This window comes from Flagellimonas sp. HMM57 (assembly GCF_021390175.1).
In the GTDB taxonomy this organism is placed as follows: Bacteria; Bacteroidota; Bacteroidia; order Flavobacteriales; family Flavobacteriaceae; genus Flagellimonas.
Genome location: NZ_CP090004.1, coordinates 2411133 through 2437013, shown reverse-complemented (window position 1 = coordinate 2437013; position 25881 = coordinate 2411133). Strand labels below are relative to the sequence as shown.

The following is a 25881-nucleotide window of genomic DNA, read 5'->3' as shown; positions in this document are numbered from 1 at the left end:
TAATCAATAAAGAATATGATAAACCATGGCTTATTCAAGTCTTGTAAATACAATATAATCCTTGACATCATTTGTAAAGATTAATAACCCACAGGTAAAATATTCATGACAACATTTACCTTACTTGATTAAAAAGAGAGGCCATTTTCCACAAAACAAGCTTTTTTGACAACATAAACGTAATCCCTAAAAACTCTTCTATATACTTACAGCGTTTGTACCACACCTTAAAAGAAGAGCAAACCTGTTATTGGGTTATTGAATTTAGTATAATAAGAATAGTATATAAGAACTACAGTGGGTATTCCCAATTCAAGTTGAAAATACGTTTAAGCTTCTTTTAAAAAAGTTTACTTATTCAATCAAACCCCCTTTTTATTTCTATATCGTAGGTAAAATACTCTGTTCTATAGTACACAATATTAAATTCCACGGGGCGATTCCCAACATCGGTGACCAATCTCTCTCGTTTTAAAACCGGTGTATTCTTTTCAATTTCCAAAAGCGTACATAATTCTTCGTTAGCTATGATCGCACTAAGTCTTTCTTTGGAGGTAGCAACTATGATGTCATGATTTTTCTCTAACAAATCGTAAAGTGGTACATTAAAATCATCTTTATCCGAAATCTCGGTTCTTGGGTGAAAATAGGAAACCGAATACAAATACTTGGCCTTTTTAGAACCTCGGATTTTTTCAAGCTTGAGCACTTCTTTATCAATGTTTATGGAGAGGGACTGGCTAACTTGACTATCTGGTAAAACAACTGAGGTCTTGACCAAATAGTTGACAACATCAATACCTTGGTTTCGCATTTCTTTTGTGAAGCTGATCCATCTATCCAATCTTGTGCTAATTCTCTTTTGGACCACTTTTGTCCCCACTCCTTTTTTTCGCTCTAAATGACCTTCTATAACTAATTTATTAATGGCTTGCCTTATCGTGTTTCTAGACACCCCAAGCCTTTTAGAAAGAGTCACTTCCTTGGGCAGAAGTTTTTCACCATTTTTATAGTCTTCTTGAGAAATAAGCTTGCGAAGATAATCTTCAATTTGTGCATGTAAGGGTATAGGACTATCGAGATCTAGCTTAAATGGCATAATCGGTTTTAATATTTTGTTAGTTCGCAATTTATAAAAATTGAAACTAAATTGAGGAAAACCAATTTCAATATGTAATTTATCATTTTAGTTTTTTCGGTATAAACTGAATTTGACGTTATTAATCTTTTGTACGTTAACAGCAATAAGCTTTCTAAATACTGTATAGAACATACATCTCCTTCTAGAATATGATTTACAATTTTCTTTTTTGATTTAACCAATCAATTCCGCTTGATGTTTACTTGGTTTTAACGCCAATATTAAAAATAGAATCAAACTGTTTAAAAACAACAGTCCAAGAGTTTTACTATATATATTGACAGCAGCATAGCTAAATTCAAACTCTGGTAGATTTTTATAGTCACTTTTGCTGAAGGTTGAATCTTTAAATAGCATCGGCTTAAAGAAGTTTCTCCACTCTTTTGAAAATGCCAAGCTCTGGCGTTTAAAGTCTTGATAGTCTTCTGTTGAAGTCCCAGCAATGCTGTTCAATGCATTTTGTACAATCAAAGCAGGCGACAACCAACTTGAAGCATTTACCAATCTGTGTTGGTTACTTATTTGTGCTTCAAACTCTGATAGTAATGGCTTCAATTCGTCTTGAATCAACTGTTGTGTGGCCATATACTTTTGATAAAACCCTCTTACTTGTGTGCTGTCATTTGTCGCATATTCTGGATGGTCTCTTAAAAAATTATCTAAAATTTCATCTTGCTTCTTGGTAGCTTCAGCTTTAATTGAACGCATTTCATTTAGCATTAACGTTCTTGATGGAATGGGATACAGTGAATTGCTTATTTGATTTATTAATGAAGGGGACAACAAAACAAACAAAATCCAAAACCCAATTAATGTAATGGCATTTTTGGCAGAACTCCTTATCCAAATATTAGTTGCAAAAGCCAATACAAACCAAAATAAGGCATATGCAATAACGATGGACAATAAAGCCACAAAAGACATAAAGCCCGTCTTGAAGTCAAAGCCAAAAACAATGAACACTAAAGAGAGCGTTATGATGATAGCGATTACCAACCAAAAAAAGCGTAACCCTAGTTTTTGTAAGACCCAAACCCTAATATCAATAGGTTGTGATGCCAATAGTTTTAAAGAGCCACTTTCACGTTCGGATGCCAATATATTGAATGAAAATGCTATAATAAGAAGCGGTAAAAGATAGACAATGACAAAAGCTAAATCAAAACTTCCAAATAATAACTGAACTGGACTGGTCATTTCTTTAAAACTCATCGTTGAGTCATCGCCTGTAACAATTGGTTGTACGTAATGTGCAAACAAATCAGATTGTCCCGTAGCTACAAAAGCTGTTGATTTGGAGGGCATATTAACCACTCTTGGATGTAAATTCCCTATCACGATTGGTCGAGTAGGAACAAGCCAACTCGATGCATTGACTTCAAAACCTTTGTCAATAGAATCGAGTTGTGCCAACATTTCTTTTTCTTCCGTTTTGAACTCATTTATTGCTTCAGCAATGTTGGATGTTCTCGCATCCACCTTTTGTGTACCATTATACACAGCGAAGCCAAAGAGGATTAGTAGTAGTATGGTCAACACTTGAATCCATCGGTTGCGAATCAAAAGCAACCATTCGTATTGAAAATTATATTTTAACATTTTTAAGTGATTTAGTCGTGAAAAATAGTACTGCAAACGAACCGAACAACCAACACAATAGTATTAGGATATTACCGGTATTGTGCTTTAAATTCTCAGATAATGTTGGAGGCTCATAATTGAATTTTGGCAATTGTTTCCAAAAGTCTGCATCCGCTTTCCAAGACCAATCGCCATATTCGGATTCTTCTGCGAAATGTTCATTGAGAAATTTTTGGGTTTCAATCCTGTAATTTTCAGCAGCATCAGCAAAATCCCAATGCGTGGTATAATCTGTGTTGGCTATTGACATACTTAAAAAGCGAGTGGGCAAAAAAGGCGAAACAACCGCTAATTGACTATAAACCCTTGATTGGTTTGAATACTGTGTCCTTAATTGCTTATAGTGCTTAAAATAGACTTCGGCTTGGTGCTCTTCTCCTTTCTGCATTCTATAACCATCATAATTAAAAGGAAGTTGGCTTAAACTATCAACGCCATATTCTTTCAAGACTTCCCTCTCAAGAGTTTTTGATGCTTCGCTCCATGGATCATGACCATCTAATCCTTCCTTTTTATCCTTAGTAATATTTGCTGCAAATTCTTGTTTTGAAGGGTAAGGGTAGTTGTATTCGGCAATGTTACTGGCTGTTTTTGGCAATATCAAACAAACTAAAATCCATATGCTCAATGATAGTACCAATGCGATTCCAGATTTTTTCACCAACCCAGAAATTATAAATACTAAATTGATAAATATAGCATAGTAGACCACATAAGCCAGGAACAGTGTCGCTAAGGATGACCAACTAAAAACCCCAAAATCCGGTAAGCTAGATAATATGATACCAGTTGCGGCAAAAAGAACAAATAGCAACGCAAATAAGGGTAAAAATACGGCGAGCCATTTGCCAAAAATGAGTTTAAAGCCAATCGCACCCTGACTGTTGAGCAATGTGATGGTTCCCATTTCCTTTTCTTTCGTCAAGCTATTGTAAGCGATAAGAATGATGAGCAAAGGAATAATAAACATGAGAATAAAATCTGGTGTTAAATTTCCAAATCTTGCCAATCCTGTTTGGTCAGAAGCTTTGTCAAATTGGGCTTCATTTCGCTTGTGAGCTTCTAAAAAAATAGAGGTGCCCGTATACTTATCCACACCTTGGTCTATGAGTGCCAATGGGTATTTCGGTTTAAAAGCGTATGTCCCATAATGTGCAGCGGAATGGGGATTCTTTTCGCCTTGGTTATCCCACACCTCTCGTTCCGATTGTTTTGCCGATACATATTCTTCATTGATGTCTTTATAGTGCCACGCACTTATAATAACAGCCATTATGGTAAGAATGATGACCAGAATGAATGCGATTCTAATACGACCATCCCTAAACAGTTCTTTACTTTCTTTTTTAAGGGTGGTCAGTATCATAGTTCAATGGTATTATAGGACATGGTTTCCAAATAATTTTTCTCTAAATCAGACAGCGTAATATCATCAACAGACCATTGTTGTTTTAATTGACCATCTTTCATAATACCAATGGTTGTTGCGACCTCTTTCGCCCTGAATAAGTCATGTGTAGCCATAAGCGTGGCAACACCTTTTTGCCTTAGTTTTTGTAGTAGTTTGCCAAACTCGAAACTTGCTTTTGGGTCCAATCCAGAAGTAGGTTCATCCAAGAGTAAAACTTTGGCATCTTTAGCTAATGCTATAGCAACACCTACTTTTTGACGCATTCCTTTTGAGTATTTTGACACAGGTTTGTAAAAGGCAGATTCCTGAAGTCCAGCTTCAGTCAATATGGATTCCAAAGTTTTTTTGTTAAACCTTTTATTCGCAATTCCTGAAAAATAATCCAGATTTTCAATCGCATTAAGACTTGGGTATAACATTAAATTTTCAGGGATATAAGCTAAGTACTGCTTGGTTTGTTTGGAATGTTCAACAACGTCCAATTGATTGATAGAGGCACTCCCTGAGGTTGGTTTCAGAAAACCAAGTAAAAGATTTATCGTAGTTGTTTTGCCTGCTCCATTTGCTCCTAGGAGGCAATAAATATCTCCTTCTTTTACTTCTAAGTCAAGAGCATCCAAAGCGGTTAAATCACCATAGGATTTTGTAAGGTTATTGGTATGTATCATATTTTTTTGTATTAATAGATATTAGACATGTTATTGTACTGAAAGTGTACAACAAAATGTTTTCTAAATGAATTTTTGGAATGCAGTGGTGACTTAATTCGCTACATTGAGCTCTTGAAATTTACTTATTGCTACATTGAAGCAAATACCAGATAAGAATGGCTTAATGAAATAGATAGCTAAATATTTTATGCCATGCATCATTAAGCATAAAGAACAGAGTCATCCAAATTATAACGATGGTGGTGGTTTATTAAAGTAGAAAAAATGGTGGTGCTCTCTAAACAGAGGGTTTTTGTAAAGCAAGGTAAAAGGCTTTGGCAATACCGCTTTTTTAAAGACCTTACTTGAATAGGAATACAAATGACCATTAAATGTTTTGGTCTTGTTCGAATCAACAACTAAGATACAATGCTGACAATCGTTACTATCATCATGTAAGACAGCATGAGAAAGTGAGTGGGCTACTCCTATCTTTAAAAAGATAAAGATTAGCAGAAGTAAAATACTTTTTACGCTATGAGATGTATTTTGACCCACAACTCAAAGCTAAACAAAATAGTGTAAAAACTTTGTTAATGCTATAATACAGTCTGTTACCCAACTTCATTAAAATAACTATCCCTAATTAAAAAAGATTGATCTACTGGATAAAGTCAACTCTTTTTAATTTTTTAAAAACTCTAGCGCGATTGATTTGTAGTTATCTCCAATGGGTATTTCCAATTTTTCAATTTCTACGTCCTGTTTTGTATAGGCCGTTATTTTATGACTATTTACAATGTAAGAACGATGTGTTCTGAGAAATCTAACATCTAGAGTCTCTTCAAAAGACTTAAGGCTTTGTTTTATTAAGTGGCTACCTTTTTCCGTTACTATTTTGATGTAATCCTTAACACTTTCAACATATAAAATATCATCAAAGAACAGTTTTACCTGTTTTCTATCTTCCCTAATAAAAATAAAATCACTTTTTGTAACCTCAGAACGTTTTGTTTCCGTATTCATGACTTTTTGATACTCCAGAAACTTTTCTATTGCCTTAAAAAAACGAGCAAATGAGATAGGTTTCAACAGATAATCCACAGCATTCAATTCAAAACCATCCAAAGCAAAATCACGATAAGCGGTCGTGAAGATAACTTTTGGCTTTTCAATTAGGTTTTTAAAAAACTCGGTACCCTTTAAAATTGGCATTTCTATGTCCAAAAAGAGAAGGTCTATTTTTTCTGCCTTAAGGATTTTGCTAGCCTCGATAGCACTGGCACAAGAAGCCACCAATTCAAAATCATCCAATTGCGCTAAATGTTTTTGAATGAGCCTTCTAGCTAATATTTCATCGTCAACAATGACACATCGGTATTTCATTTTCTCTTCAATCTTAGTACTGCCTTATAAGCATCTTCCTCATTGGTAAGGGTTAACGCATGTGAATTAGGGTACAGTAGTTCTAATTGTTGCATTACATTTTTGAGGCCCAAAGGCTCTCCATCTCCATTACTCTTCTCAACTATTGCAGTGTTTGGTTTTGAGTTTTGTATTGAAAATAGTATAGAGGTACTGTTCGCTGTTAAGGAAATATCGATTTTAGCCATTCCCAATTCTTGTGTCACCCCATGTTTAAAAGCGTTTTCAACAAATGTCAAAAGTAGGAGTGGTGCAATTTTTGTTTCAGGCTCAATGACATGGTCAAAACTCACTGAGACCCTTTTATCATAACGTATTTTTTCCAGTGCTAAATAATTTTCTATTAAATCAATTTCTTTTTGAACGTGCACATAATTATTCTTACAACGGTAAAGTATGTAGTCCAGAATGTCAGAAAGTTTTTCAATAACCTCTGGTGTTTTATCCGATTTATCCAAAGCCAACGAATACAGATTGTTTAAGGTATTGAATAAAAAGTGTGGGTTCAATTGATTGCGCAAAGCGGTTAGCTCAGCGGTCTTTTTTTGTTCGTTCAACTTTAAAAACTTTTGCTGATTCTGGTAAAATCGCGCCATCAATAACAAGGCAGTCGGCGTAAGATACAATATACACTTGCTCAAGAATACAGAAAAATAAGTCAAACGCTTTCCATAGGGCTCTAATGCGTATTTAACTTGAATTTCGTTGTAGGAGTCAAAATAGATAACATCGAAATAGAACGTCTTAGCAGCCTGATACAGGGCAAACACGGCCATCAACAAAATCAACATCCAAAAGGCAAATAGACCAATCCTATTTTTATCCAAAAGTCTGGGAATAAGTATATAAATGCTCATGTAGGCAATTATTATCTGCGCCAATACAATAAGCCCAAAGGATTCCAAAATATGCCTATAACTAGCATACATACTCGTATTGTTCACGGAAAGAACAAAATACAAGTACACCACCGTCCAAAACAGTACATGCCTAAAAACAGGGGACTTAAAATATAAGGTTAACCTCTCCATATCGTAAGGTGTAAAAATAACCTTTAAACTCCTTTAAAGAACCTATTGTCCACGAAACAGTAATTATAGGCTATGAACAAGTAAAAATTAGCAGTAAAAGCCTTATTGGCATTCCATAGCCGAGGAGAGACCATTCGTCTACTTTTCCAAAAAAGGACTGTACACAGCGATAGTTTTGAAAAAAATAAGAGGTAATAATGGGTAAAATATTAAAAGTTATTGTTGTAATTATGGTCCTGAGCATACAAGCTAATATATACGGACAAACCATAACATCGGTTATTGGCAACGTACTAAATACAAAAAAAGAGGTTGTATTGGGAAACGCCCTTATCATCTCTCCATTAGACTCCACTATTATAACGGGAACAACTTTTTTTGAGGGAAAGTTTGAGTTAACAAATCTTAACGAGCGCAAAATACTTCTAAAACTTACTTCGCTCGAATTTAAAGACACATTTATAACTATAGATTTTAAAGGAATTTCAGATATCGACTTGGGGGATATCATCGTTGACGAAGCAAGCAATGCCTTGGAAGAGGTGGTACTGGTAGCCAACCTCCCCTTATTCGAAACCAAAAATGATGGAACAGTACAAGTTAATGTAGAGAACACAGTATTAGCAACAAGTAACTCCGTTCAAGAGATTTTATCAAGGTCGCCCAATGTACTGGTTGAAGATGAAGGTATTTCAATTATTGGAAAGGGTACGGCCATCATCTATTTGAACGGTCAACGTATTTTTAGCGAGCAATTGGCAAACGTACAAGCTTCCGAAATCAAGAACATCGAAATTATATCCAATCCCTCCGCAAAATACGACGCTGAAGGACAGGCAGTAATCAATATTGTTACCAGTACTTCTACAATGGAGGGGATAAAGGGAATGCTAAGCCAAAATGTTAGTGTTTCAGATTTTTCGCCAACAAACACAAACACCAACTTCAATTTTGATTATAGAAGGAATCGTATTTCGATAACCGGGAACTATGGTATGCAGTTAGGAGCTTATCGTTTTTTATTGAATACGACCAGAAACAGATCGGAAGAAGGGGACTTTTTTAATTCGGATATTACGACCGATTGGGTATGGGATCAAAAGTTTTTTGCCAATTACGGGGTTGGTGTACAATATAATTTCTCTGATGAAAGCTATTTATCCATCGGTTATAATGGGCTTAACCATGCGTTGGGCGGTACCGAAAGTAGCAACAACGACATTGTTTTCAATGATGTTTTGGAACAATTTGAAAGTGTGGTCAATAAAGACGACCTCACCACCCAAAATGCTTTTGTTCTAAACTATTTTCAATCACTGGACTCTCTAGGTTCTTCACTCTATTTTGGGGGTCAATATTCTCGTAATAATACCGCAATAGATGATATTATTGATGAAGAATCCATTAGTGAAGGGCAAATATCAAGGCGTACACTTAAAAATCTTGTAGATAGGGAAATTCCCATTTACAGCGCAAGACTGGACTTTACCAAAGTATTTTCAGAAAAAGGACAGCTGGAGACCGGAATTAAATTTGGGAGCGTCCAGAATACTTCAGACTCTGACTTTCTGGTCTCGACCAATGAAACCGATTTTACTCTAGATGAAGCCCTTTCAAGAGAATTTGAATACAATGAACAGATTTATGCAGCCTATATCAATTACAGTAAAAATGTATCGGAAAAAGTGAATTACAATTTTGGACTACGGAGTGAATTGACCGAATATGAACTTGCAACGGACAATCTAGAAGCTCCAATAAAGGATGATTACTTGAATCTATTCCCAAATGCTTCAATCGGAATAGTCTTGAATGAAAACAAGTCCTTTTTCGCCTCTTATGCTTCAAGAATAGCGCGCCCAAGATATGAATCCTTAAATCCCACTATCATCTACCAGGATGCTTTTACCTCAATTCAGGGAAACCCCAATATAGTGCCGGAAAAAATCCACGCTTTTGAAATCGGTGCAAATCTCCGTAAAATAACCTTAAAACTTGGTTACAATTACACTCTAGATCCAATAACAGGCGGAGCGGTTCAAGGAGAGGACCCAAAGAGTTATATACTACAACGCTTAAATAGTAATAGGCAACACGATGTTTTTGCCAATGCAATCTTACCTTTCAATACCGATTGGTGGACGTCTATGAACTCAGTGACCGTTAGTTACAATAAATTAATAGACACCCAATCCTCCTTTGGTTTCAAAGAAACTAGACCACAGGCTTACCTCTACACCAATAACAAATTCACCTTGTTCGAAGGTATGAAGCTACAATTAATAGCTTGGTACCTGAGTAATCGCTATGATGGAATCTATTTTAGAAAAAATCAAGCTGAAATCACTTTGGGATTGGAGAAGGATTTCTTCAATAATTCTTTAAAACTCCAAGTGGTCGCCAATGATATCTTTCAAACAAACAAGCCTGATGGCGACTATCGTCTGGGAAATACATTGATTTTATTTGATAGGATCAATAACACAAGGTACGTTAGGTTTATGGCTACTTACAATTTTGGTAAGTTGAAAAAAACCAACTATCAGCGTAAGTCCACAGGAGACGAAGAGAATAATAGACTGTAGAAGTTATATTCAATCTTTTTTGGACAAAGACTTTACCGTTCTAAAACCCAAATGCTCTTGTGCAGAATCCGTACTGTTCGCCATCCTTGAAGAAATTCGGTAGCTGGCACAGTACGATTCATGACAAAGAAATGAACCTCCTTTAATCACTTTTTCCTGTACATAGGGGTTGTTGGCATTATAGGCCTCCTTTGCACCCTGCGGATTTATAATCTCTTCTTCTGAATTGGCCAATGTTCTGTAATACTTGGTATTATACCAATCTGAAGTCCATTCCCATACATTCCCTGATGTATCGTAGAGTCCAAAAGCGTTCGCCTCAAAACTTTTTACTGGAGCGGCACCTTCAAATCCATCTGCTTCATCATTTTCATTTGGAAAAGTTCCTGTCCAGGTGTTTGCCCTATTCTCTAAACCATCTTTAAGTACTCCCCAGTGGTACGGAGCATCTTTAACTGCATTCCCCGAGCGGCGTACTCCCACTCTGCCTCTGTAGGCAATCGATGCCCTTTCCATTCACAGTACGCCAATGCATCTTCAAAAGATATGTGAACTACGGGATGATTTTCTTTTCCGATTAAGTCACTTCCCGGTCCTTTAGGATGTTTCCAGGACGCCCCTACTTTCCACTTCCACCATTGCGAAACGTCCATAAAGTTGGTAACAGGTTTTGGTGTTTTCCTAAATATCAATGAGCCTGGCTGAAAAATAGAATCATGTGGCTTTGGAGTTCCAGGTGGCAACTGCTGCTTCATCTCCTCCCAATCCAATGCCCGCTCTGCAACGGTAACGTAACCAGTAGCTTCTATAAACTTTTTAAATTCTGCATTGGTGACTTCCGTGGCATCCATAAAAAATCCATCTACTGTAACGGTATGGGAGGGTTTTTCGTGCGCCATAGCCAATTGATCTCCAGCTACAGCTCCTTGCTCAAAACTCCCTCCAGGAATCCAGATCATTCCCTCTGGTATTATTGTGCCGTTAGGTAGACTATCCAATACTGTATAACTTTCCTTTGGCTGCTCTTCGGATGGTTTTTGCTTTCGAGAATTACAGGAAAAAAGTAAAATCAAAAAAAGAATACCTAAATTTTTATAACAGTTCAAAATCATACCTATTGGTTTTCAGGTAAACGAAGATACAAAGGTGTTTTTGCCTTTCGTTAAGGTCATCATATAAAAAATAGGTTATGCTCCTACATGGATAATGCGCTGTTCCAAAATCTTATGTCACCTCCAAAATTGGTTTTCTTCGTTGCGTAAAATTTAAAATCATCAATACGGTAATAATCAAGAAGATTACTCCGCCAATCACAAAAACTTTTGTTGCTAAAAACTCAAACAAAACTCCGCCTAAAATAAGCCCAAACATACTGGCTATGCTCCCCATGCTATTACCATAGCCCTGTATTGTACCTTGCATGGTCGATTTACCCGTTCTGGACAAGAGTGCCATAAAACTTGGCCACATTAATCCATTTCCTATGGAAAGTAGGGTGTTTGCCAAGTAGATGACTAATAAGCTCCGATACGATAAAAGTAGAAATGACAGCGCCAATATAAATGAACCTATTAAAATTAGCTTTTCATTGCTCACTTTTCCCTCTAGTTTAGTAAGTACCGGACCTTGAACAATAATCATGATGAGACTTGAGTATGCCAAAAAAACGCCCAAATTCGTAGAGGACCACTCCAAAATAGTATTCGCATAAATAGGCAGTCCAGCATAGAAAAGGCTAAATCCTAAAAAGGTGAGAAAATAGACAAAGTATAGTAAAGGAATCCCAGGTTCTTTCAAAATCATTCTCAAACTAATTTTTTGTGGATTGGCCTGCAGTTCTCCCTCTTGGTAACAGTCTTTATGCTCAACCTGAAAGAACCGCCGTAGTGAACGCAAACCCACTTTACCTGTATTGACCACACAAGGAACACTTTCCTCTAATTTTGTATTGATTACAAATATGGCGATCAATGATATTATCGCAGCCAAGATTAAAGGCAACACTTCCCCCATTACCGTTGACGCCAAAACCCCAGCAAAAGCTGGCCCTAGCACAAAGCCCAGACTGGTCGCGGCACCCATTTTTCCAAAATTTGAATTCCTATCCTCATCGGTAGAGATATCGGATAGGTAAGCGTTGGCGACAGAGATGTTTCCGCCCGTAAAACCATCAAAAATTCTGGCCAGGAAAATAATGACCAAGGGCAGGGTCATCACATAACTTCCTGTAATATTTGTATTCTGTGACCATAACTCGGTTTCTGGAAGGATAAAGGCCAACAAGAAAAGTGTCCAGGCAACAAAGGTTCCCAACTGGCTTATGACGAGTACTTTTTTTCGCCCAATTTTGTCGGAAAGCCGCCCTAATATGGGTGCACCTATAAATTGAAAAAAGGGGTACATAGCTCCCAGAATTCCATAGATAAAACCGTTTCCTCCCAAATCCGTTACTATAAAAATAAGAATAGGTACTACAATGCTATAGCCCAATATTCCAATGAAATTGACCAATAAAATAGGAAAAATCTTAGGAGAAATGAGCTTGGGAAGCTTCATATAAAGTTAAAAATCCGTTCCTTTTAAAGATACGGATTTTATTGTCCCAATTCCCTAGCTTCAAAATGAACAAGTTCTTGATTTTCAAAAGCCGTATTTGCTTCAATAGGATTGCAACATACCTCGCAATCCTCAACATAGGTTTGGTTGGATACCGACATATCCAGCAGAAAAGAAATCTCTTCCCAACAATAGGGACATTGAAAAAAATGTTCGTGCATATCTTATTCAAAAAACGATTCTTACGAGTCTAGTATCTCGACTGCGCTCGATATGACTTAACGTATCAATTCGCCAATCAAAAGTCTACGTTCAGCAATTGACCGCTTATTTGCAACATTTGTAATTCGGCCAGTTTAGCACTGTATTTTGCTTGACTTTGTGCTAACTCCGCATTCAATAAATTTAACTGTGCCTGTCTAAATTCTATAGAGGTAACTTGACCCAACTTATAGCGTTCGTCTGTTCGTTTAAAGTTGTTTTGGTTGGTCTGCAAATTCTTTTCCTGTACTTCCAAAACGAACAATGCATTGGTATAACTATCCCATGCATTCCGGATATCGCGCTCTACCTCCAGCTCTATTTGTTTTTTTAGCAGTTCTTGATTTTCGTATCCGATTTTTACATTTTTTATACCCGTAACCCCTCTTCCACCATCAAAAAGGTTCCATGTTAAGTTAACCGCTCCCGTTACTCCTGTTGAAGTGTTCTGAATTAAGAAAGCAAGTGGACTATTGTTGTTGGATTCATTCCAACCGTATGTTCCCGTCAAACCAATGGTGGGCAAAAAAACGCTTTTAGCGGCCTTAACATTATATTCATTGATAATCATTTCTTTATCCACAATCTGTAAACGAACATTGTTTAATTTCGCTTCTTCGTGCATGTTCTCCATTTGTAGCCCGGGAACAAAGTTGACCGTAGTGTCCGCTAAAAACTGGTTTGAAAGCTCTTGGTTCAAGACTAGGTTTAAATCCCGCATTGTATTGCGCAATTGTTGTCTGGAATTTAAAAGATTGATGCTATCCGTATTTATATCCACCTCGGCATTCAACACATCCAAGCCTGTATTCTGTCCATATTCAAATTGATATTCCGCACGTTTCAATCGCTCCTTTGAAATTTCAAGGGCCTGCTCCAAGGTATTGGTGTTCTCGGTCAACCTTGCCACTTCGTAATAGACCGTAAACAATTGAAGAATCGTGTTTTCTATGGTTTGTCTTACCTCTAATTCCGATTGCTGCGAGCGTTCCTTAAAACTTTTATAGGTGTACCGCCTGTTAAGGCCATCGAACAGGGTATAGTTTACATCTACGGACGCATTGTAACGTCTTGTTTCTGCGCCATCCGCAGTACGTACATCGCCACTTGCCAACTGACCTTCTGTATTCTGTACATCTATACTTCCACCTCCTACTGCGGTTACCGTTGGCAAATATCCAGAATTCAAGATGCTGGCGTTATTATCATCTATTTTTTTTGTGTTTCTGGCGACCCTAATGTCCAAATTATTTTCTAAAGCCAAATCAATAGCTTCTTCTTTGGATAGTATTTTATCCTGAGCTTGTGTTGCATGTATGTGAACCAGTAAAAAAAAGGGTAGTGTATATAATATACTTCTCATCATCTTGTTTCTTCTAAAACTTCTGAAACGTCTTCGTTGGATTCAATATGGTTTGTACTTCCGTTGAGCTTGTGCGCACCTTCCAACATGAACTGCTCTTCACCTTGCTCTTTAATTGCGCGCTCCACCTCTTCTTTGGTAACCTTTTCTCCTGTCCATAATCTCTTGCCCCACACTTTTATATTATTTCCGAACGAAAGGAACAAAGGCAACATGACCAAGGTCAAAACAGTGGCAAAACCAATACCATATGCAATGGAAATGGCCATTGGCTTAAGAAATTGTGCCTGTCTACTTTTTTCCAATAGCAATGGTGCCAAACCAGCAATAGTGGTAACAGAAGTTAAAAATATAGCTCTAAAACGAGAGCGACCGGCTTCATATATAGCTTCGTTGAATTTGAGACCATTACGAAGGTTTATATTGAATTTACCAATAAGTACCAGACCGTCATTGACCATGATACCTATAAGGGCAATAATGCCCAGCATGGAAAGAATATTAATTGGAAAGCCATGTATCCAATGCCCCCATGCCACAGCCGTTAAACTAAAGGGCACCAAAAGTATGAGCAATAAAGGTTGACTAAAACTTCTAAAAGTAAATGCTATGGTCACAAAGATCAGAAAAAGTACTGTAAGGCCTGCAAAACGTAAGGAACCTATAAGTTTATTTGCCTCTCTGTTCTGTCCTTCGTAAGATGGGGTTATTGAGGGATATTTTGATAATATCTCTGGCATAACATCTGTACGAATCCAAGTCATTGCATCCGTTCCACTAGTCGTTTCCGGGTCTTTTAAATCAGATGAAACTTGAATTTCCCGTAGCCCGTCCAAGTGATTGATAGCAACATCACCGCGTTCAATGGAGTACGTGGCAATTTCCTTAAGTGGTATCCGCTCTCCATTGGGCGCTGAAATCCGCATCTCGTCCAAATCAGCAATGGAAGATCTATTATCCCTATCGTAACGGACCCAAACCCGAATTTCATCCTGTCCTCTCTGAAAACGTTGTGCTTGGGCACCAAAAAAACCCGATCGCACTTGGTTCATAACGGTTTGGAGATTCAATCCAAGTAAATAAGCGTTTTCTTTTAGTTCCAGTCGTATTTCTTTGATTCCCGCTGGATCGTTATCGGTAACATCCTTTAAAAGCGAATTGTTCAGCATCGCTGTTTTTAATTCTGTCTTAGCTGCTTTGAGTTCTTCTATATTATTTCCTAAAAGTGAAACAGACACCGGATCACCACCAAAATTACCCCCAGAACCATAGATAAGGCTTTCCACACCAACAACTGGACCCACCAATTCCCTAAGTCGTGTGGTTACCAAGTCTGCCCTGATCGCATCTGGACGTTCTTCTCCAGGCAATAAATTAATGATCAATCTTGCTGATGAGGAACCCGGACCAACATTTTTAATCATGTTTTCGAACAACATCTTATCCGTTTCCTGTAAATATTCATCCGTTAGCTCTTGATTTACTATTTGTGCCTTGTCCTGTATTAAACTGATTATGGAATCTGTTATTTTTTCGTTAGTCCCATTCGGCATTGACAATTCCACTGCAATCTGGTCACTGGCAATTCTGGGGAAAAAGGCAGTTCTTATAATTCCTCCACCTATGGAACCAAAGGTTAAAACAAGTGCCATAAAAAAGATGGCGAAAGTGAGCAGCTTATAATCCAAAGCAAAACGTAATGTAGGACTATATAACTTGTCACGCATCCAAGCCATGGATTGGTCTCCCATTTTGTTGATTACCCTCAACTTGGAAAAAACACGGGCAATTCCATCCTTTGGGCCCTGCTTTTGTGGTTGAAGTGCCTTCGAATGCGCCAAATGTGCAGGTAATATAATCAGTGCTTCCACCAAGGAAACCACTAAAGTCAATATGACAATCACAGAGACTTCACTAAAGAAATCACCTATCCTTCCATCCAAAAACAGAAAGATTGAAAATGCCAGTATCGTGGTTATGATTGCGGAAAGAATAGGGGGAATAACCTCCATGGTACCATCTATCGCGGCTTGAACGGGTGTTTTTCCCTTTTCATAATGTTGATAGATGTTTTCGGCTATCACGATACCATCATCTACCAAAATACCAATAACGATTATCATCCCAAATAATGAAAGTACATTAATGGTAACATTGAGCATTGGCGCAAAAACAAACATTCCCAAAAAAGCTATTGGCAAACCAAAAGCCACCCAAAACGCCAATCTGGTATTTAAGAAAAGGGACAAAAACAGAAGAACCAAGGCCATACCCACTACAGCATTTTCCATGAGCAGGTCGGTACGTTGGGTAAGTGTTTTGGACAAATCCCTAACAACATCCAATTGAACATTGGTATATTTCTGATTAAAATCCTCTATATACTCTTTTACATTCTCCGCAGAACCGATTAAATCTTCGGTGTTGGTACTTGTTATTGTAACATTTACCGATAAGTCGCCATTGAAGTAGGACACATTTGGCGTTTCGGAAAAACGATCGCGAATCTTTGCTACGTCCTTTAATCGTATGACTTTACCGGATTCATCTGCCCGTACCACTAGATTTGAAAGCTCATCACCATAATAGGAGCGGTTGTTCGCCCTTATCAGATATTCCTCAGAATTTGTCTTTATATTCCCTCCCGTTACCAAAATATTGGCACCCGAAACGGCTTGTGCCACATCGGCAAAAGAAACGTCGTAGGCCAAAAGATTGTTCTCATCGACAGCAATTTCTATTTCTTCATCTGGATACCCTGCAATTTCTATTTGTGATATTCCATCAATTGCCCGTAAATCATTTTCTATCTGGCGCCCTATTTGTTTTAAGGTCACTAATGGAATATTATTTCCACTTACCGCAAAACTTATCGTAGGTCTTACCGCTTCTAGTTTTGAAACCACAAGAGGCTCCATACCTGTAGGAAATGTGGGGACTCTGTCGACTGCGTTTTTAACTTCCAATAACATGAAATCGATATCCCGACCTTTTTCAATCTCTACATTTATGGTTCCACTGTTTTCACTTGAGGTCGAGGTCACCCTATCCACTCCTTCCAACCCTTTGAGGTTATCCTCAATTTTTAGAACAATACCCTCCTCTACTTCTTGTGGGGATGCTCCAGGATACGTAATTGCTATAACAACATTTCTTGATTCTGCAAGCGGGAAAAATGATGATTTTAGCGAAAGTGCCCCAACAATACCAAAAATGAAAAAAGCAATAATGATAACATTTACCGCTACGTGATACTTAATAAAATAAGATATTACCTTTCTCACGATTTCGCCTTTTTATCTTGATTTTCATCATATACCTTCACCAGCATTCCTGCATATGCACCCGTGAGCGATTTGGAAACAATCACTTCACTGTCCGGCACATCTTTTAGCACTACTTTTTTATCCGTGAAATATACGGGCTTAACGTCTATAAGATCAAGTACTGAATCACGTACCACAAAAATTTGATTGTTCTCAAGTAACAGCGAGCGATCTACTTCGATGGCATTAGCTTCTTCTTTTGCCTCTACATTGGCCTCCAAATATTGTCCTTCTTTCAAGTTTTCACCACTAACTTCTATAAATACAGTTATGGTTTGTGAGCTTTGGTCAACACGTCCATTAATTCGTGTCACCTCACCCATATAATCCTGTGTATTCTCTAAATTTGAAAGTTGTACTTTTTTTCCCAATTTTAAAAAATCCCCGTACGTTTTACTAACGGACACCTCTAATTCATAAGCCCCTACGCTTATGAACTCTCCTAACTTCTGTCCTGCCCGTATCAAGGTTCCCTCAGTCACCAAAGCTTCGGTCAAGACACCATTAAAAGGTGCAGCAATATTATACTTGGAAAGACGCTGTTCAAGATTCTTTACATTATAGTAGTTGGATATAACCCCTCTTCCAGAAATAAAGAATTTCTCTTTATCCGTAGTGATTTCAGGTAATTTGGGAGTGCTCTTGTTTAAATCGAAGCTATTTAAATACTCTTGCCATTTTGTGTAGATTTCCGGATAATCCAGTCGTAAATCCGGCATAATGGAAGTCAACAGATTGTACAGGTCACTTTTAGCGGATTGCACACTGGCATAGTACTCATCGGCATCGATTCTAATTAATGCCTGACCGGCACTATATTCTTGTCCTGTTCTAAATAATTTACTACCTGACCTAAAAACACCTTGAACCTCGGAAAATAGCTCGACACGCTTCTTTGCCCTAAGATTTCCATTGGCCGGCACCACTATGGGAACAGCGCTATTTACGACTGTATCGACAAAAACAGTCTTCACCACTTGTTGTGGTTTTGGCCTTCTGTCCTTTTTGCTTCCTGCAATCAGTCCTGCAAAATATAAAGATGCAAAAATAAGTAGGCCGCCAACTACGGCCGAAATAATGAGCTTACGCATGTATCGTATAAATTAGTCCCTGCAAAACTATTCCCTCCCATAAGTTTGAAGGGTTAAATATTTCATAAAATGTTTGTCTTTTTAATTTTTGACAAAAAAAAGGGGATACACGCCTGTATCCCCAAACCAAACAAACTAAAGTATAACTAACTACTCATTATCATCAACATCTTCAAATTTTGTATCGGCCATTCTAGACCGCTGTAATTGTATTTCGTTGAATTTTGGATTCAATGTTTTTTCATCAGAATCAAAAACCAAAAACTGTTTTGCATCCATTTCATTAAGTCCTTTGTAGGAATCAAATCTATTATTCTGTATCTGTAGAATTTTTAAACTTGCCAATTGTGCAAATTCTAAAGGTATTTCGCCACCTAATTGGTTATTTGCCAATACTAATTCCTTCAACTGGCCCAATTTTCCTATTTCTTGGGGAATTGTTCCTTCTAAGTTGTTTTCAAAAAGACCTAGTGCCTCTAGGTTTGATAAGTTTCCTATGGAATTGGGGATAGCACCCTTTAAATTGTTACTGGAAAGATTTAGCTCTTTCAGACTTTTTAATTCACCAAATGATGCGGGTATGGCACCTGTCAAAAAATTATTGAACATAGAAAATACCTCAAGAGACCCTAATTGATTTACATCTTTTGGTAGAGTTCCCTTGATTCGGTTCATCTCTAACCGTAATACCTGTAAACTTTCCAATCTCACAATACTCTCAGGCAATACACCGGTAATATTATTGAAAGCAAGGTTTAAATGAGTTAGGTGTTTCAGTTTCCCAATACTCTCGGGAAGGGTTCCTTCCAGATTGTTCCTAAAAAGATTAATCTTTACAACATGATTATCTTTTACTTGAATGCCCTTCCAAGTATCAATCGGGTCATTCAAATTCCAAGGAGTGGTCCACTTTTCGCCATTCATACTTTTGAACAGATCCACCAATGCGTCCTTTTCCTTTTTGGAAATTGCAGCATTTACAAACAAATGTGAAGTAATACAAACTGCTATAAAACAAAAAATTGCTTTTCTAAACATGGGTTGTGTGTTTAGGTATCATGTTATAGGTACAAATATGATGATGAAAGTAAAATCTTACAAATTAAATGGGTGAACTACGGGGAATATGTTGTAAACGAAGCCTATTCTGTGGTGAAGAAATCTTTTTTAATGCTAAAGGAATGTCTCAAGGTCTTTGGATAATTTTTCCCAATCCTCCATTAAGGATTCCAAAAGATTTTTTTTACCTTGATATCCATCAAAAAAACCTTGTTTGGCGATGGTACTATCATAATCCATTAACAAGTCATGGTCGATGGATGCAATTTCTTGTTCCAGTTGGGTAATTTTCTTTTCTACCCCGCTAAGTTTATTTTTTAGGGATTTAATTTTCTTTTGAATTTGATAATCGTTCTCTTTTACAACAATTTTTTCAACAGGCTGTTTTTTTTCTCCTTTTTCTATTTTTCTAAAATCATCCGCTTTGCGTTGTTCCAAATAAAAATCGATATCTCCTAAATATTCTTTGATGTTTCCATCTTTGAATTCGTATACTTTATTTGTTAATCCTTGCAGAAAATCCCTATCATGGGAAACCAAAATCAAAGTACCTTCAAAATTCTGTAGTGCCCGTTTTAATACATTTTTAGATTTTATGTCCAAGTGGTTCGTGGGTTCATCCATAACCAGTACGTTGAAAGGTTGTAACAGCATTTTGGCCAATGCCAACCGATTTCGTTCTCCCCCTGACAACACCTTCACATACTTTTCGACCTCATCGCCCCGGAACAAAAAAGAGCCCAGAATATCCCTTACCTTACTCCGATTGCTCTCATTGGCGGCATCTATCATCGTATCTAGGATAGTTTTACTACCGTCTAAGTATTCAGCTTGGTTTTGAGCAAAGTACCCGATCTGAACATTATGTCCTATTTTAAGTTGACCCTCATAGTCTAGCTCACCTACCATTATCTTTGCCAACGTGGTCTTTCCCTGCCCATTTTGACCAACAAAAGCAGTTTTGCTGTTCCGCTCCACCAAAAGGTCGATATCGTTCAAAACTTGGTTTTTCCCATAATTCTTGGATAGGGCTTCAAGCTCGGCAATAACTTTTCCAGGAGTCACGGAAACAGGAAACCTAACATTCATAACGCTATTATCGTCTTCGTCCACTTCAATACGTTCAATCTTGTCCAGTTTTTTAATCAGGGATTGTGCCATGGAGGCTTTTGAAGCTTTAGCTCTAAACTTTTCTATAAGTTTCTCTGTTTGCTGTATCTGTTTTTCTTGATTTTTTTGGGCACTAAGTTGCTGCACTTTTATTTCGTTCCGATGTTCCAAAAATTTTGAGTATGGCTTGTGGTAATCATAAATACGGCCCAACGAAATTTCTATGGTCCTATTGGTCACATTGTCCAAAAACATTTTATCGTGGGAAACTATGACAACAGCTCCTGCATAGTTCTTTAAGAACTGTTCTAACCAGATAATGGACTCAATATCCAAATGGTTGGTAGGCTCATCCAACAGTAGCACATCATTATTTTGAAGCAGAAGTTTTGCAAGCTCTATTCGCATTCGCCAACCTCCTGAGAACGTATCGGTGATTTTATCAAAATCATTTCTCTTAAAACCCAATCCCAAGAGCACTTTTTCTGTATCTCCCTGATAATTATAACCTCCCAAAATCTCATATCTGTGGGTAACATCGGTTAGGTCTATCATTAGTTGGTTATACGCCTCACTTTCATAATCTGTACGCTCGGCAAGACCTTTGTTTATTTCATCAAGCTGCAGCTCTAATGATTTGATCTCGTGAAACGCTTGATAGGATTCTTCCAAAACCGTTCTTCCTAATTCAAAATCGATGTCTTGTTTTAAAAATCCAATCCTAATATCCTTTTCCATGGCAATCGTTCCAGAATCTGGAGCCATTTCTTTGGCAAGCAACTTTAACAAAGTGGATTTTCCAGCTCCGTTTTTCCCGATAAGGCCTACCCGATCTCCAGCATTTAAGCGAAAGGCAATTTCTTCAAAAAGATAATCGCCCCCAAAAGCGACAGATAGATTATGAATGTTCAGCATATTATGTGACCTGTGTTACAAAACAAAAGTAGTCGAATCCGTACCTTGGCAAAAAGACGAATGAGTACCTTTGTAAAAAATCGTTGCAAATGTTAAAAAAAGGAAACAAACTCTACAGTATTTTAACAGGAAGTTGTCCTAAATGCCACGAGGAGAGCATGTATGTAAACAATAACCCGTATGTAATTGGACAAGTTTTCAAAATGCACGAACGTTGTTCCAATTGTGGACTCAAATACAAAATAGAGCCTTCTTTCTTCTATGGCTCCATGTATGTGAGTTATGGTGTTGGAATAGCGTTTGCCGTAGCGGCATTTGTTATCGCTTTCTTGATAGTTGGCGCTTCTCTTGTAAACACCTTTATCGCTATTGTACTAACATTGATTGTTTTTATGCCGGTGATCATTCGCTTATCCAGAAATATTTGGATCAACTTTTTTATCAAGTACGAGCCCAAGAGTTTGAAGGGTCAGTTGGAATAGTACTTCCTTGTAAACCTATCAATATCGATTTCCGAAGCCAGCGCCACATTCTGTTCGATTGCGCTGAACAATTGACTGGAAACCAATGGTGCTATTAGTACACCCCTAGAACCAAGACCGTTTAATACATATAACCTTTTATATTCTGGATGCTGGCCTACTAATGGTCTTCTGTCCACTACAGTTGGCCTAATACCCGCAACATGTTTCACAACCTCAAAATCACATTTTAAAAATGTCTTCAATTTTGTTAGCAGTTCATTTTTTGAATCGATTGTAGGTTCATTGGTCTTGTCCTTCCATTTGTACGTAGCACCTATAAGATACAAGTCTTCTCCCAACGGGATACTAAAAACAGAGGATTTAATAACATTGTTTTCTTTTAACTCGGGTGCTCTTATGGTCAAAAGCTCTCCTTTTGTGCCATTCAATGGTAAGTACTTGAAAAAAGGGTTGCTCTTGAGTCCGTAGCCATCAGCAAAAACGATATGCCTTGCCTTTATCGTTTTATACGAAATATGACCCTCAAGTACCTCAAAATTATCATAATCGAAAGATTCTTTAATCAAGAGGTTATTTTTGGTCAAACTATTTGAATAGGCCAACAATAATGCCTTTGTATCTATTCTACCCGTATACTTAACTTCTCCAAAACCAAAAGGAGCATCAATATTTGCGTTATTATTTTTGAGGATAGTGGTAGATAAAAAATAGTCAAGTCCGGGACGGTCTGCAGCCTCAAACCAAGAGTTCTGTTCTTCTATGGATGTGAACCTTCGTAATACTCGAAGCTTATGATCTAATTTTATGCTGAGTTTTTGTTCTAAATCAGCATAAAACGGAATAGCCAAATCCATTTGTTCCCTAGCGTTCCATGCCAGAGTAAATCTTTTTAGAATGACCGGATTATAAAGTCCTCCAGCTACAAGTGATGCTTGTTGGGAATCATCCGAGATTACTTTGAAGGACATACCTTCTTTTTCCAATTTTTCACAAAAAGCAATTCCTGCTAAACCAAGACCAACTACTAGATAATCCAACATAATGCAAAATTAATCTTCTTCATTGGAATTCGCTACTTTACCAAATTAAATGAGATTGGAAAACTCCACATTAGGCAATACATCTACACAAAAGGCACCAAAATAAAAACGCCGCACTTTCGTGCGGCGTCTGTATGAATTGAATTGGAAATTTAATACTTGTTATTTGTGGATTCCGATTTTCATCGGAATTAATTCAACCATCAACTTTGCATTACTGCTTCACAGTTTTCAAAGCTTGGGTTTCATTAATATGCCCACATATCCTGTTCCCTGTCTCGGATGACCTCTTTGATTCTTTTGGACTCCAAGAGTTGAAAAAGGGCATTGTCAAAAACATAGTCGTCAATTTCACGGTCACCGTGAACGTTGTCTTCTTTATAGATGACACCATTAAAACGTCTTGCATTCAACAACATATCATAGGTAATTGGGCGCGCCGAATTACGCTGGTTGTACACTTTGGCTTCATGTAGCACTTGTCTTGCTGCTGGATACCAGACCCAAAACAATTCTACTTTATTCTCGCCAGGATCTACAGACTCATCGTCGATGAAGTTTACGTCTGGAGCAACTGGGGCAATACCCAATAAACGGTACCTCAATTCTCCTTGACGCTTATCAAAATACCAGATGCCTTTGATGCGATACTCTTCAATATCGGCAGCGGTCAAATCTCTCTGATTAATAAACTCAGCTGAAATTTGCTCACCTGCATTGATTTGTTCGTAACCAAGGTCCGTAGTATCCACTTTACTTAGCGTAGCGCTTAAATCTTCAAACTTACGCTTTTCGGTAAAGTAAGAATCCGTGTATACTTCGGTCAGTTTACCATTTTTGATATTTTTCATCAATACGTGGTACAAGGATCTTCTGTCCCCTCCAATACCGATGGTATCGGTTGGATAGTACAACGGGAAATTAACACGCTCATCCAGGTCAATTACTTCCCACACGGTTTTGGACCAAAGGATATCTCTATCATCTGTGTATCCATATTCCAGCGGGGCATCGTTGTCCTGTTCTATTTGAGCTTCGGTTTTCTTACCAATGTCTTCTGGCAATTTGGCATTCAAAATGTTTGCCTGGGCCATCATGGACACCGGTATCAAACTTAAAGCTCCAATTAAAAATACATTTTTCCAATTCATGATAATCTGTATACTTTATTTAGTTTGTAAGCTCTACAACAACAGGAGAAACTTTTTTCAACTTATAGCTCTTGTTGTTAGAAATGTATGCTTTGATATCAAATATCTGAACCGCCTCACCTCTCTTAGCTCTTTGCAGGGCAGATTTGGCTCTGGCATTCAATTTGTTTCCGTTGATCACTATAGTAGGTTGACCTGGTACTTTGAACTTAAATCCACTTACTCCAAGATTTAAATCAAAGTCAAAGTCTTCCAACATAGCGCCTATCGTAGAGATTTCCAAGTTCTTCCTTGGCATTTTAACGCTACCTGATTCTCCTCTTACAGTACCTCCTGGTCTTGGAATATCCTTGATACGGAACGTTGCAGGTGTACTGATACGCTGACCATCTGGTAAAACACCAGAAGCACTAATTGTAACTTCTCTTCCTTTTCCAGGATTCATAACATATTTACTACCACTTCTCTTGGAAAGTCCAGGAGCAGATGCGGAAACTTTGTTATCAGGAATACCAGGAATGGATATGGTCATAGGGTTAGCAACCCCACGGTATACCACATTCATCTTGTCAGCAGCGATTACTGCAGCATTTGGTTTAGAAATTGTTGCAAAAGTATTTTTTACCTCAACAGGTATTTCTTCACCATCTTGCATAAAGTACATAGTACCAACAATTTCATGATCGCCCGGGCTACCGGCACCAATCAACATTTGAACTCCACCAGCTTCCAGTCTGTAATCTTTGCCTTCGGTCAATTTTCTACCGTCCAAAGTCAATTCAGCCTTAACAGGTGTAGATGTTTTATCCGTTTTGCTGATGATAATCTTACCATCATACTTGTCACCGTTGTAAAAAGCTGACTTAGAAGCCAACAATGAAGTGGCAAAGTTTGTCAATGATACTTGGTTCGTAAGCTCACCTTCCAACATAGACTTTAAAGCACTTTCTTCAGTGGCTTTAACGTCTGCTTGTAGTGCAGTTAACTTAGCCAAAGAAGCTACCAAAGGATATCCTTCGTAGTGATAGTTTATCCAATCTTGCTTTGTGCCATCTCTTTTTTCAACCTTACCGTTCTCATCACCGGTCTGAAAACGAGTATTCACTGACTGCTTTAAAGCTTCCGGTACAATAGCGCCAACTTGGGTCTTGTAATCGTTGATTCTTTTCATGAATTCCTTACCATCCGCAGATAGGTTATCTCCTTGAAAAAGTTTTTGATCCAAGTAATCGGAATTATCCATTCTAGCATAATCCTTAGGGTCTTCCAGCTTTTCGGTCATACCCTTTTTAAGGGATTCCAAATAATCAAAATACTCTTGCGATAAACTTTTTATCTTTTGAGCGTTTTGAAACAAGACACCGTATTTTGCGGCATCTTCTTCAGATTTAGTTTCCAGACTCGCCAAAAAGTTATCATTACTTTCGGTAGTCTTTATATTGGAAGTCTCAAGCTTTTCGTTCATGATACCGAACGCCGCAAGAACTTCCTTACTCATATTCAGGGCCAACATCGCGATGAAGATCAAATACATAAGATTGATCATCTTCTGACGTGGTGTTTGTTTTCCTCCTGCCATGTTTTTTTCTAATTAGAATTAATAATTAATTTGATTTGGGTTTTGGTCTATTAATCAACCC

General features: G+C 37.7%; 20 protein-coding genes. 2 read left to right on the top strand and 18 right to left on the bottom strand.

Annotated elements, in window-relative coordinates:
• Window positions 1-358 precede the first annotated feature (358 nt).
• The 6 genes from LV716_RS10765 to LV716_RS10740 all read right to left on the bottom strand — a co-directional run bounded on the left by LV716_RS10765 (window position 359) and on the right by LV716_RS10740 (window position 7299).
• Window positions 359-1099: a GntR family transcriptional regulator gene (locus tag LV716_RS10765; RefSeq protein ID WP_163417739.1), complete on the bottom strand. Its 741-nt coding sequence runs from the start codon at window positions 1097-1099 to the stop codon at window positions 359-361.
• A 216-nt stretch (window positions 1100-1315) separates the two neighbouring features.
• Window positions 1316-2740: a DUF3526 domain-containing protein gene (locus LV716_RS10760; RefSeq protein ID WP_163417738.1), complete on the bottom strand. Its 1425-nt coding sequence runs from the start codon at window positions 2738-2740 to the stop codon at window positions 1316-1318.
• Entirely contained in the window at window positions 2727-4148 is a 1422-nt protein-coding gene (locus tag LV716_RS10755) for a DUF3526 domain-containing protein (protein ID WP_163417737.1), read from the bottom strand. Before LV716_RS10755 ends, LV716_RS10760 begins: the two co-directional genes overlap by 14 nt.
• Window positions 4145-4861, bottom strand: a complete 717-nt coding sequence (locus LV716_RS10750) for an ABC transporter ATP-binding protein (RefSeq protein WP_163417736.1) — start codon at window positions 4859-4861, stop codon at window positions 4145-4147. The genes LV716_RS10755 and LV716_RS10750 overlap by 4 nt, the downstream gene beginning before the upstream one ends.
• A 666-nt stretch (window positions 4862-5527) precedes the next feature.
• Entirely contained in the window at window positions 5528-6229 is a 702-nt protein-coding gene (locus LV716_RS10745; protein ID WP_163417735.1) for a LytTR family DNA-binding domain-containing protein, read from the bottom strand.
• Window positions 6226-7299: a sensor histidine kinase gene (locus tag LV716_RS10740; RefSeq protein WP_163417734.1), complete on the bottom strand. Its 1074-nt coding sequence runs from the start codon at window positions 7297-7299 to the stop codon at window positions 6226-6228. The genes LV716_RS10745 and LV716_RS10740 overlap by 4 nt, the downstream gene beginning before the upstream one ends.
• 197 nt (window positions 7300-7496) lie before the next feature.
• On the opposite strand from LV716_RS10740, the gene LV716_RS10735 reads away from it, so the two are divergent.
• On the top strand, window positions 7497-9884 hold the full coding sequence (locus LV716_RS10735) for an outer membrane beta-barrel family protein (protein ID WP_163417733.1): 2388 nt from the start codon (window positions 7497-7499) through the stop codon (window positions 9882-9884).
• A 9-nt stretch (window positions 9885-9893) separates the two neighbouring features.
• Here LV716_RS10735 and LV716_RS18465 read toward each other — a convergent pair whose 3' ends face one another.
• The 9 genes from LV716_RS18465 to LV716_RS10695 all read right to left on the bottom strand — a co-directional run bounded on the left by LV716_RS18465 (window position 9894) and on the right by LV716_RS10695 (window position 21565).
• Complete coding sequence (locus LV716_RS18465) at window positions 9894-10367, bottom strand: SUMF1/EgtB/PvdO family nonheme iron enzyme (RefSeq protein ID WP_255674252.1); 474 nt, start codon at window positions 10365-10367, stop codon at window positions 9894-9896.
• The gene (locus tag LV716_RS18460) at window positions 10295-10996 is read right to left on the bottom strand and encodes an SUMF1/EgtB/PvdO family nonheme iron enzyme (RefSeq protein WP_255674251.1); all 702 of its coding nucleotides are present in this window, start codon (window positions 10994-10996) and stop codon (window positions 10295-10297) included. The genes LV716_RS18465 and LV716_RS18460 overlap by 73 nt, the downstream gene beginning before the upstream one ends.
• A gap of 112 nt (window positions 10997-11108) precedes the next feature.
• On the bottom strand, window positions 11109-12440 hold the full coding sequence (locus LV716_RS10725; protein WP_163417731.1) for an MFS transporter: 1332 nt from the start codon (window positions 12438-12440) through the stop codon (window positions 11109-11111).
• A gap of 38 nt (window positions 12441-12478) precedes the next feature.
• Complete coding sequence (locus LV716_RS10720) at window positions 12479-12661, bottom strand: CPXCG motif-containing cysteine-rich protein (protein ID WP_163417730.1); 183 nt, start codon at window positions 12659-12661, stop codon at window positions 12479-12481.
• 77 nt (window positions 12662-12738) lie between these two features.
• A complete protein-coding gene (locus LV716_RS10715; RefSeq protein ID WP_317167642.1) occupies window positions 12739-14067 on the bottom strand; it encodes a TolC family protein in 1329 nt (442 codons plus the stop codon).
• Window positions 14064-17348, bottom strand: coding sequence for an efflux RND transporter permease subunit (locus LV716_RS10710; RefSeq protein ID WP_163417729.1), 3285 nt, complete (start codon window positions 17346-17348; stop codon window positions 14064-14066). The genes LV716_RS10715 and LV716_RS10710 overlap by 4 nt, the downstream gene beginning before the upstream one ends.
• On the bottom strand, window positions 17345-18481 hold the full coding sequence (locus tag LV716_RS10705) for an efflux RND transporter periplasmic adaptor subunit (RefSeq protein WP_163417728.1): 1137 nt from the start codon (window positions 18479-18481) through the stop codon (window positions 17345-17347). Before LV716_RS10705 ends, LV716_RS10710 begins: the two co-directional genes overlap by 4 nt.
• 150 nt (window positions 18482-18631) lie before the next feature.
• Complete coding sequence (locus tag LV716_RS10700; protein WP_163417727.1) at window positions 18632-19519, bottom strand: hypothetical protein; 888 nt, start codon at window positions 19517-19519, stop codon at window positions 18632-18634.
• Window positions 19520-19654: 135 nt separating this feature from the next.
• Window positions 19655-21565 carry an ABC-F family ATP-binding cassette domain-containing protein gene (locus LV716_RS10695; protein WP_163417726.1) on the bottom strand — a complete coding sequence of 637 codons (1911 nt, stop codon included), beginning with the start codon at window positions 21563-21565 and terminating at the stop codon, window positions 19655-19657.
• Between the two features lie 89 nt (window positions 21566-21654).
• Between LV716_RS10695 and LV716_RS10690 the strand changes: the two genes are divergently transcribed.
• On the top strand, window positions 21655-22047 hold the full coding sequence (locus LV716_RS10690) for a DUF983 domain-containing protein (RefSeq protein ID WP_163417725.1): 393 nt from the start codon (window positions 21655-21657) through the stop codon (window positions 22045-22047).
• Here LV716_RS10690 and LV716_RS10685 read toward each other — a convergent pair.
• From LV716_RS10685 to gldM, 3 genes are all read right to left on the bottom strand, one after another.
• The gene (locus LV716_RS10685; protein WP_163417724.1) at window positions 22035-23090 is read right to left on the bottom strand and encodes an FAD-binding oxidoreductase; all 1056 of its coding nucleotides are present in this window, start codon (window positions 23088-23090) and stop codon (window positions 22035-22037) included. The two genes, LV716_RS10690 and LV716_RS10685, sit on opposite strands and share 13 nt — an antisense overlap.
• 248 nt (window positions 23091-23338) lie before the next feature.
• Window positions 23339-24241 carry a gliding motility protein GldN gene (gldN, locus tag LV716_RS10680; protein ID WP_163417723.1) on the bottom strand — a complete coding sequence of 301 codons (903 nt, stop codon included), beginning with the start codon at window positions 24239-24241 and terminating at the stop codon, window positions 23339-23341.
• 19 nt (window positions 24242-24260) lie between these two features.
• Entirely contained in the window at window positions 24261-25820 is a 1560-nt protein-coding gene (gene gldM, locus LV716_RS10675; protein WP_163417722.1) for a gliding motility protein GldM, read from the bottom strand.
• Between the last annotated feature and the right edge of the window lie 61 nt (window positions 25821-25881).

Bases quoted from the DNA above. Each gene is read 5' to 3' on its own strand.
- LV716_RS10740 (WP_163417734.1), bottom strand. From the start codon at position 7,299: ATGGAGAGGTTAACCTTATATTTTAAGTCCCCTGTTTTTAGGCATGTA.
- LV716_RS10735 (WP_163417733.1), top strand. From the start codon at position 7,497: ATGGGTAAAATATTAAAAGTTATTGTTGTAATTATGGTCCTGAGCATA.
- LV716_RS10685 (WP_163417724.1), bottom strand. From the start codon at position 23,090: ATGTTGGATTATCTAGTAGTTGGTCTTGGTTTAGCAGGAATTGCTTTT.
- LV716_RS10750 (WP_163417736.1), bottom strand. From the start codon at position 4,861: ATGATACATACCAATAACCTTACAAAATCCTATGGTGATTTAACCGCT.
- gldN (WP_163417723.1), bottom strand. From the start codon at position 24,241: ATGAATTGGAAAAATGTATTTTTAATTGGAGCTTTAAGTTTGATACCG.
- LV716_RS10690 (WP_163417725.1), top strand. From the start codon at position 21,655: ATGTTAAAAAAAGGAAACAAACTCTACAGTATTTTAACAGGAAGTTGT.
- LV716_RS10705 (WP_163417728.1), bottom strand. From the start codon at position 18,481: ATGCGTAAGCTCATTATTTCGGCCGTAGTTGGCGGCCTACTTATTTTT.
- LV716_RS10695 (WP_163417726.1), bottom strand. From the start codon at position 21,565: ATGCTGAACATTCATAATCTATCTGTCGCTTTTGGGGGCGATTATCTT.
- LV716_RS18460 (WP_255674251.1), bottom strand. From the start codon at position 10,996: ATGATTTTGAACTGTTATAAAAATTTAGGTATTCTTTTTTTGATTTTA.
- LV716_RS10725 (WP_163417731.1), bottom strand. From the start codon at position 12,440: ATGAAGCTTCCCAAGCTCATTTCTCCTAAGATTTTTCCTATTTTATTG.
- LV716_RS10755 (WP_163417737.1), bottom strand. From the start codon at position 4,148: ATGATACTGACCACCCTTAAAAAAGAAAGTAAAGAACTGTTTAGGGAT.
- LV716_RS10745 (WP_163417735.1), bottom strand. From the start codon at position 6,229: ATGAAATACCGATGTGTCATTGTTGACGATGAAATATTAGCTAGAAGG.
- LV716_RS10760 (WP_163417738.1), bottom strand. From the start codon at position 2,740: ATGTTAAAATATAATTTTCAATACGAATGGTTGCTTTTGATTCGCAAC.
- LV716_RS10765 (WP_163417739.1), bottom strand. From the start codon at position 1,099: ATGCCATTTAAGCTAGATCTCGATAGTCCTATACCCTTACATGCACAA.
- gldM (WP_163417722.1), bottom strand. From the start codon at position 25,820: ATGGCAGGAGGAAAACAAACACCACGTCAGAAGATGATCAATCTTATG.
- LV716_RS10720 (WP_163417730.1), bottom strand. From the start codon at position 12,661: ATGCACGAACATTTTTTTCAATGTCCCTATTGTTGGGAAGAGATTTCT.
- LV716_RS10700 (WP_163417727.1), bottom strand. From the start codon at position 19,519: ATGTTTAGAAAAGCAATTTTTTGTTTTATAGCAGTTTGTATTACTTCA.
- LV716_RS10715 (WP_317167642.1), bottom strand. From the start codon at position 14,067: ATGATGAGAAGTATATTATATACACTACCCTTTTTTTTACTGGTTCAC.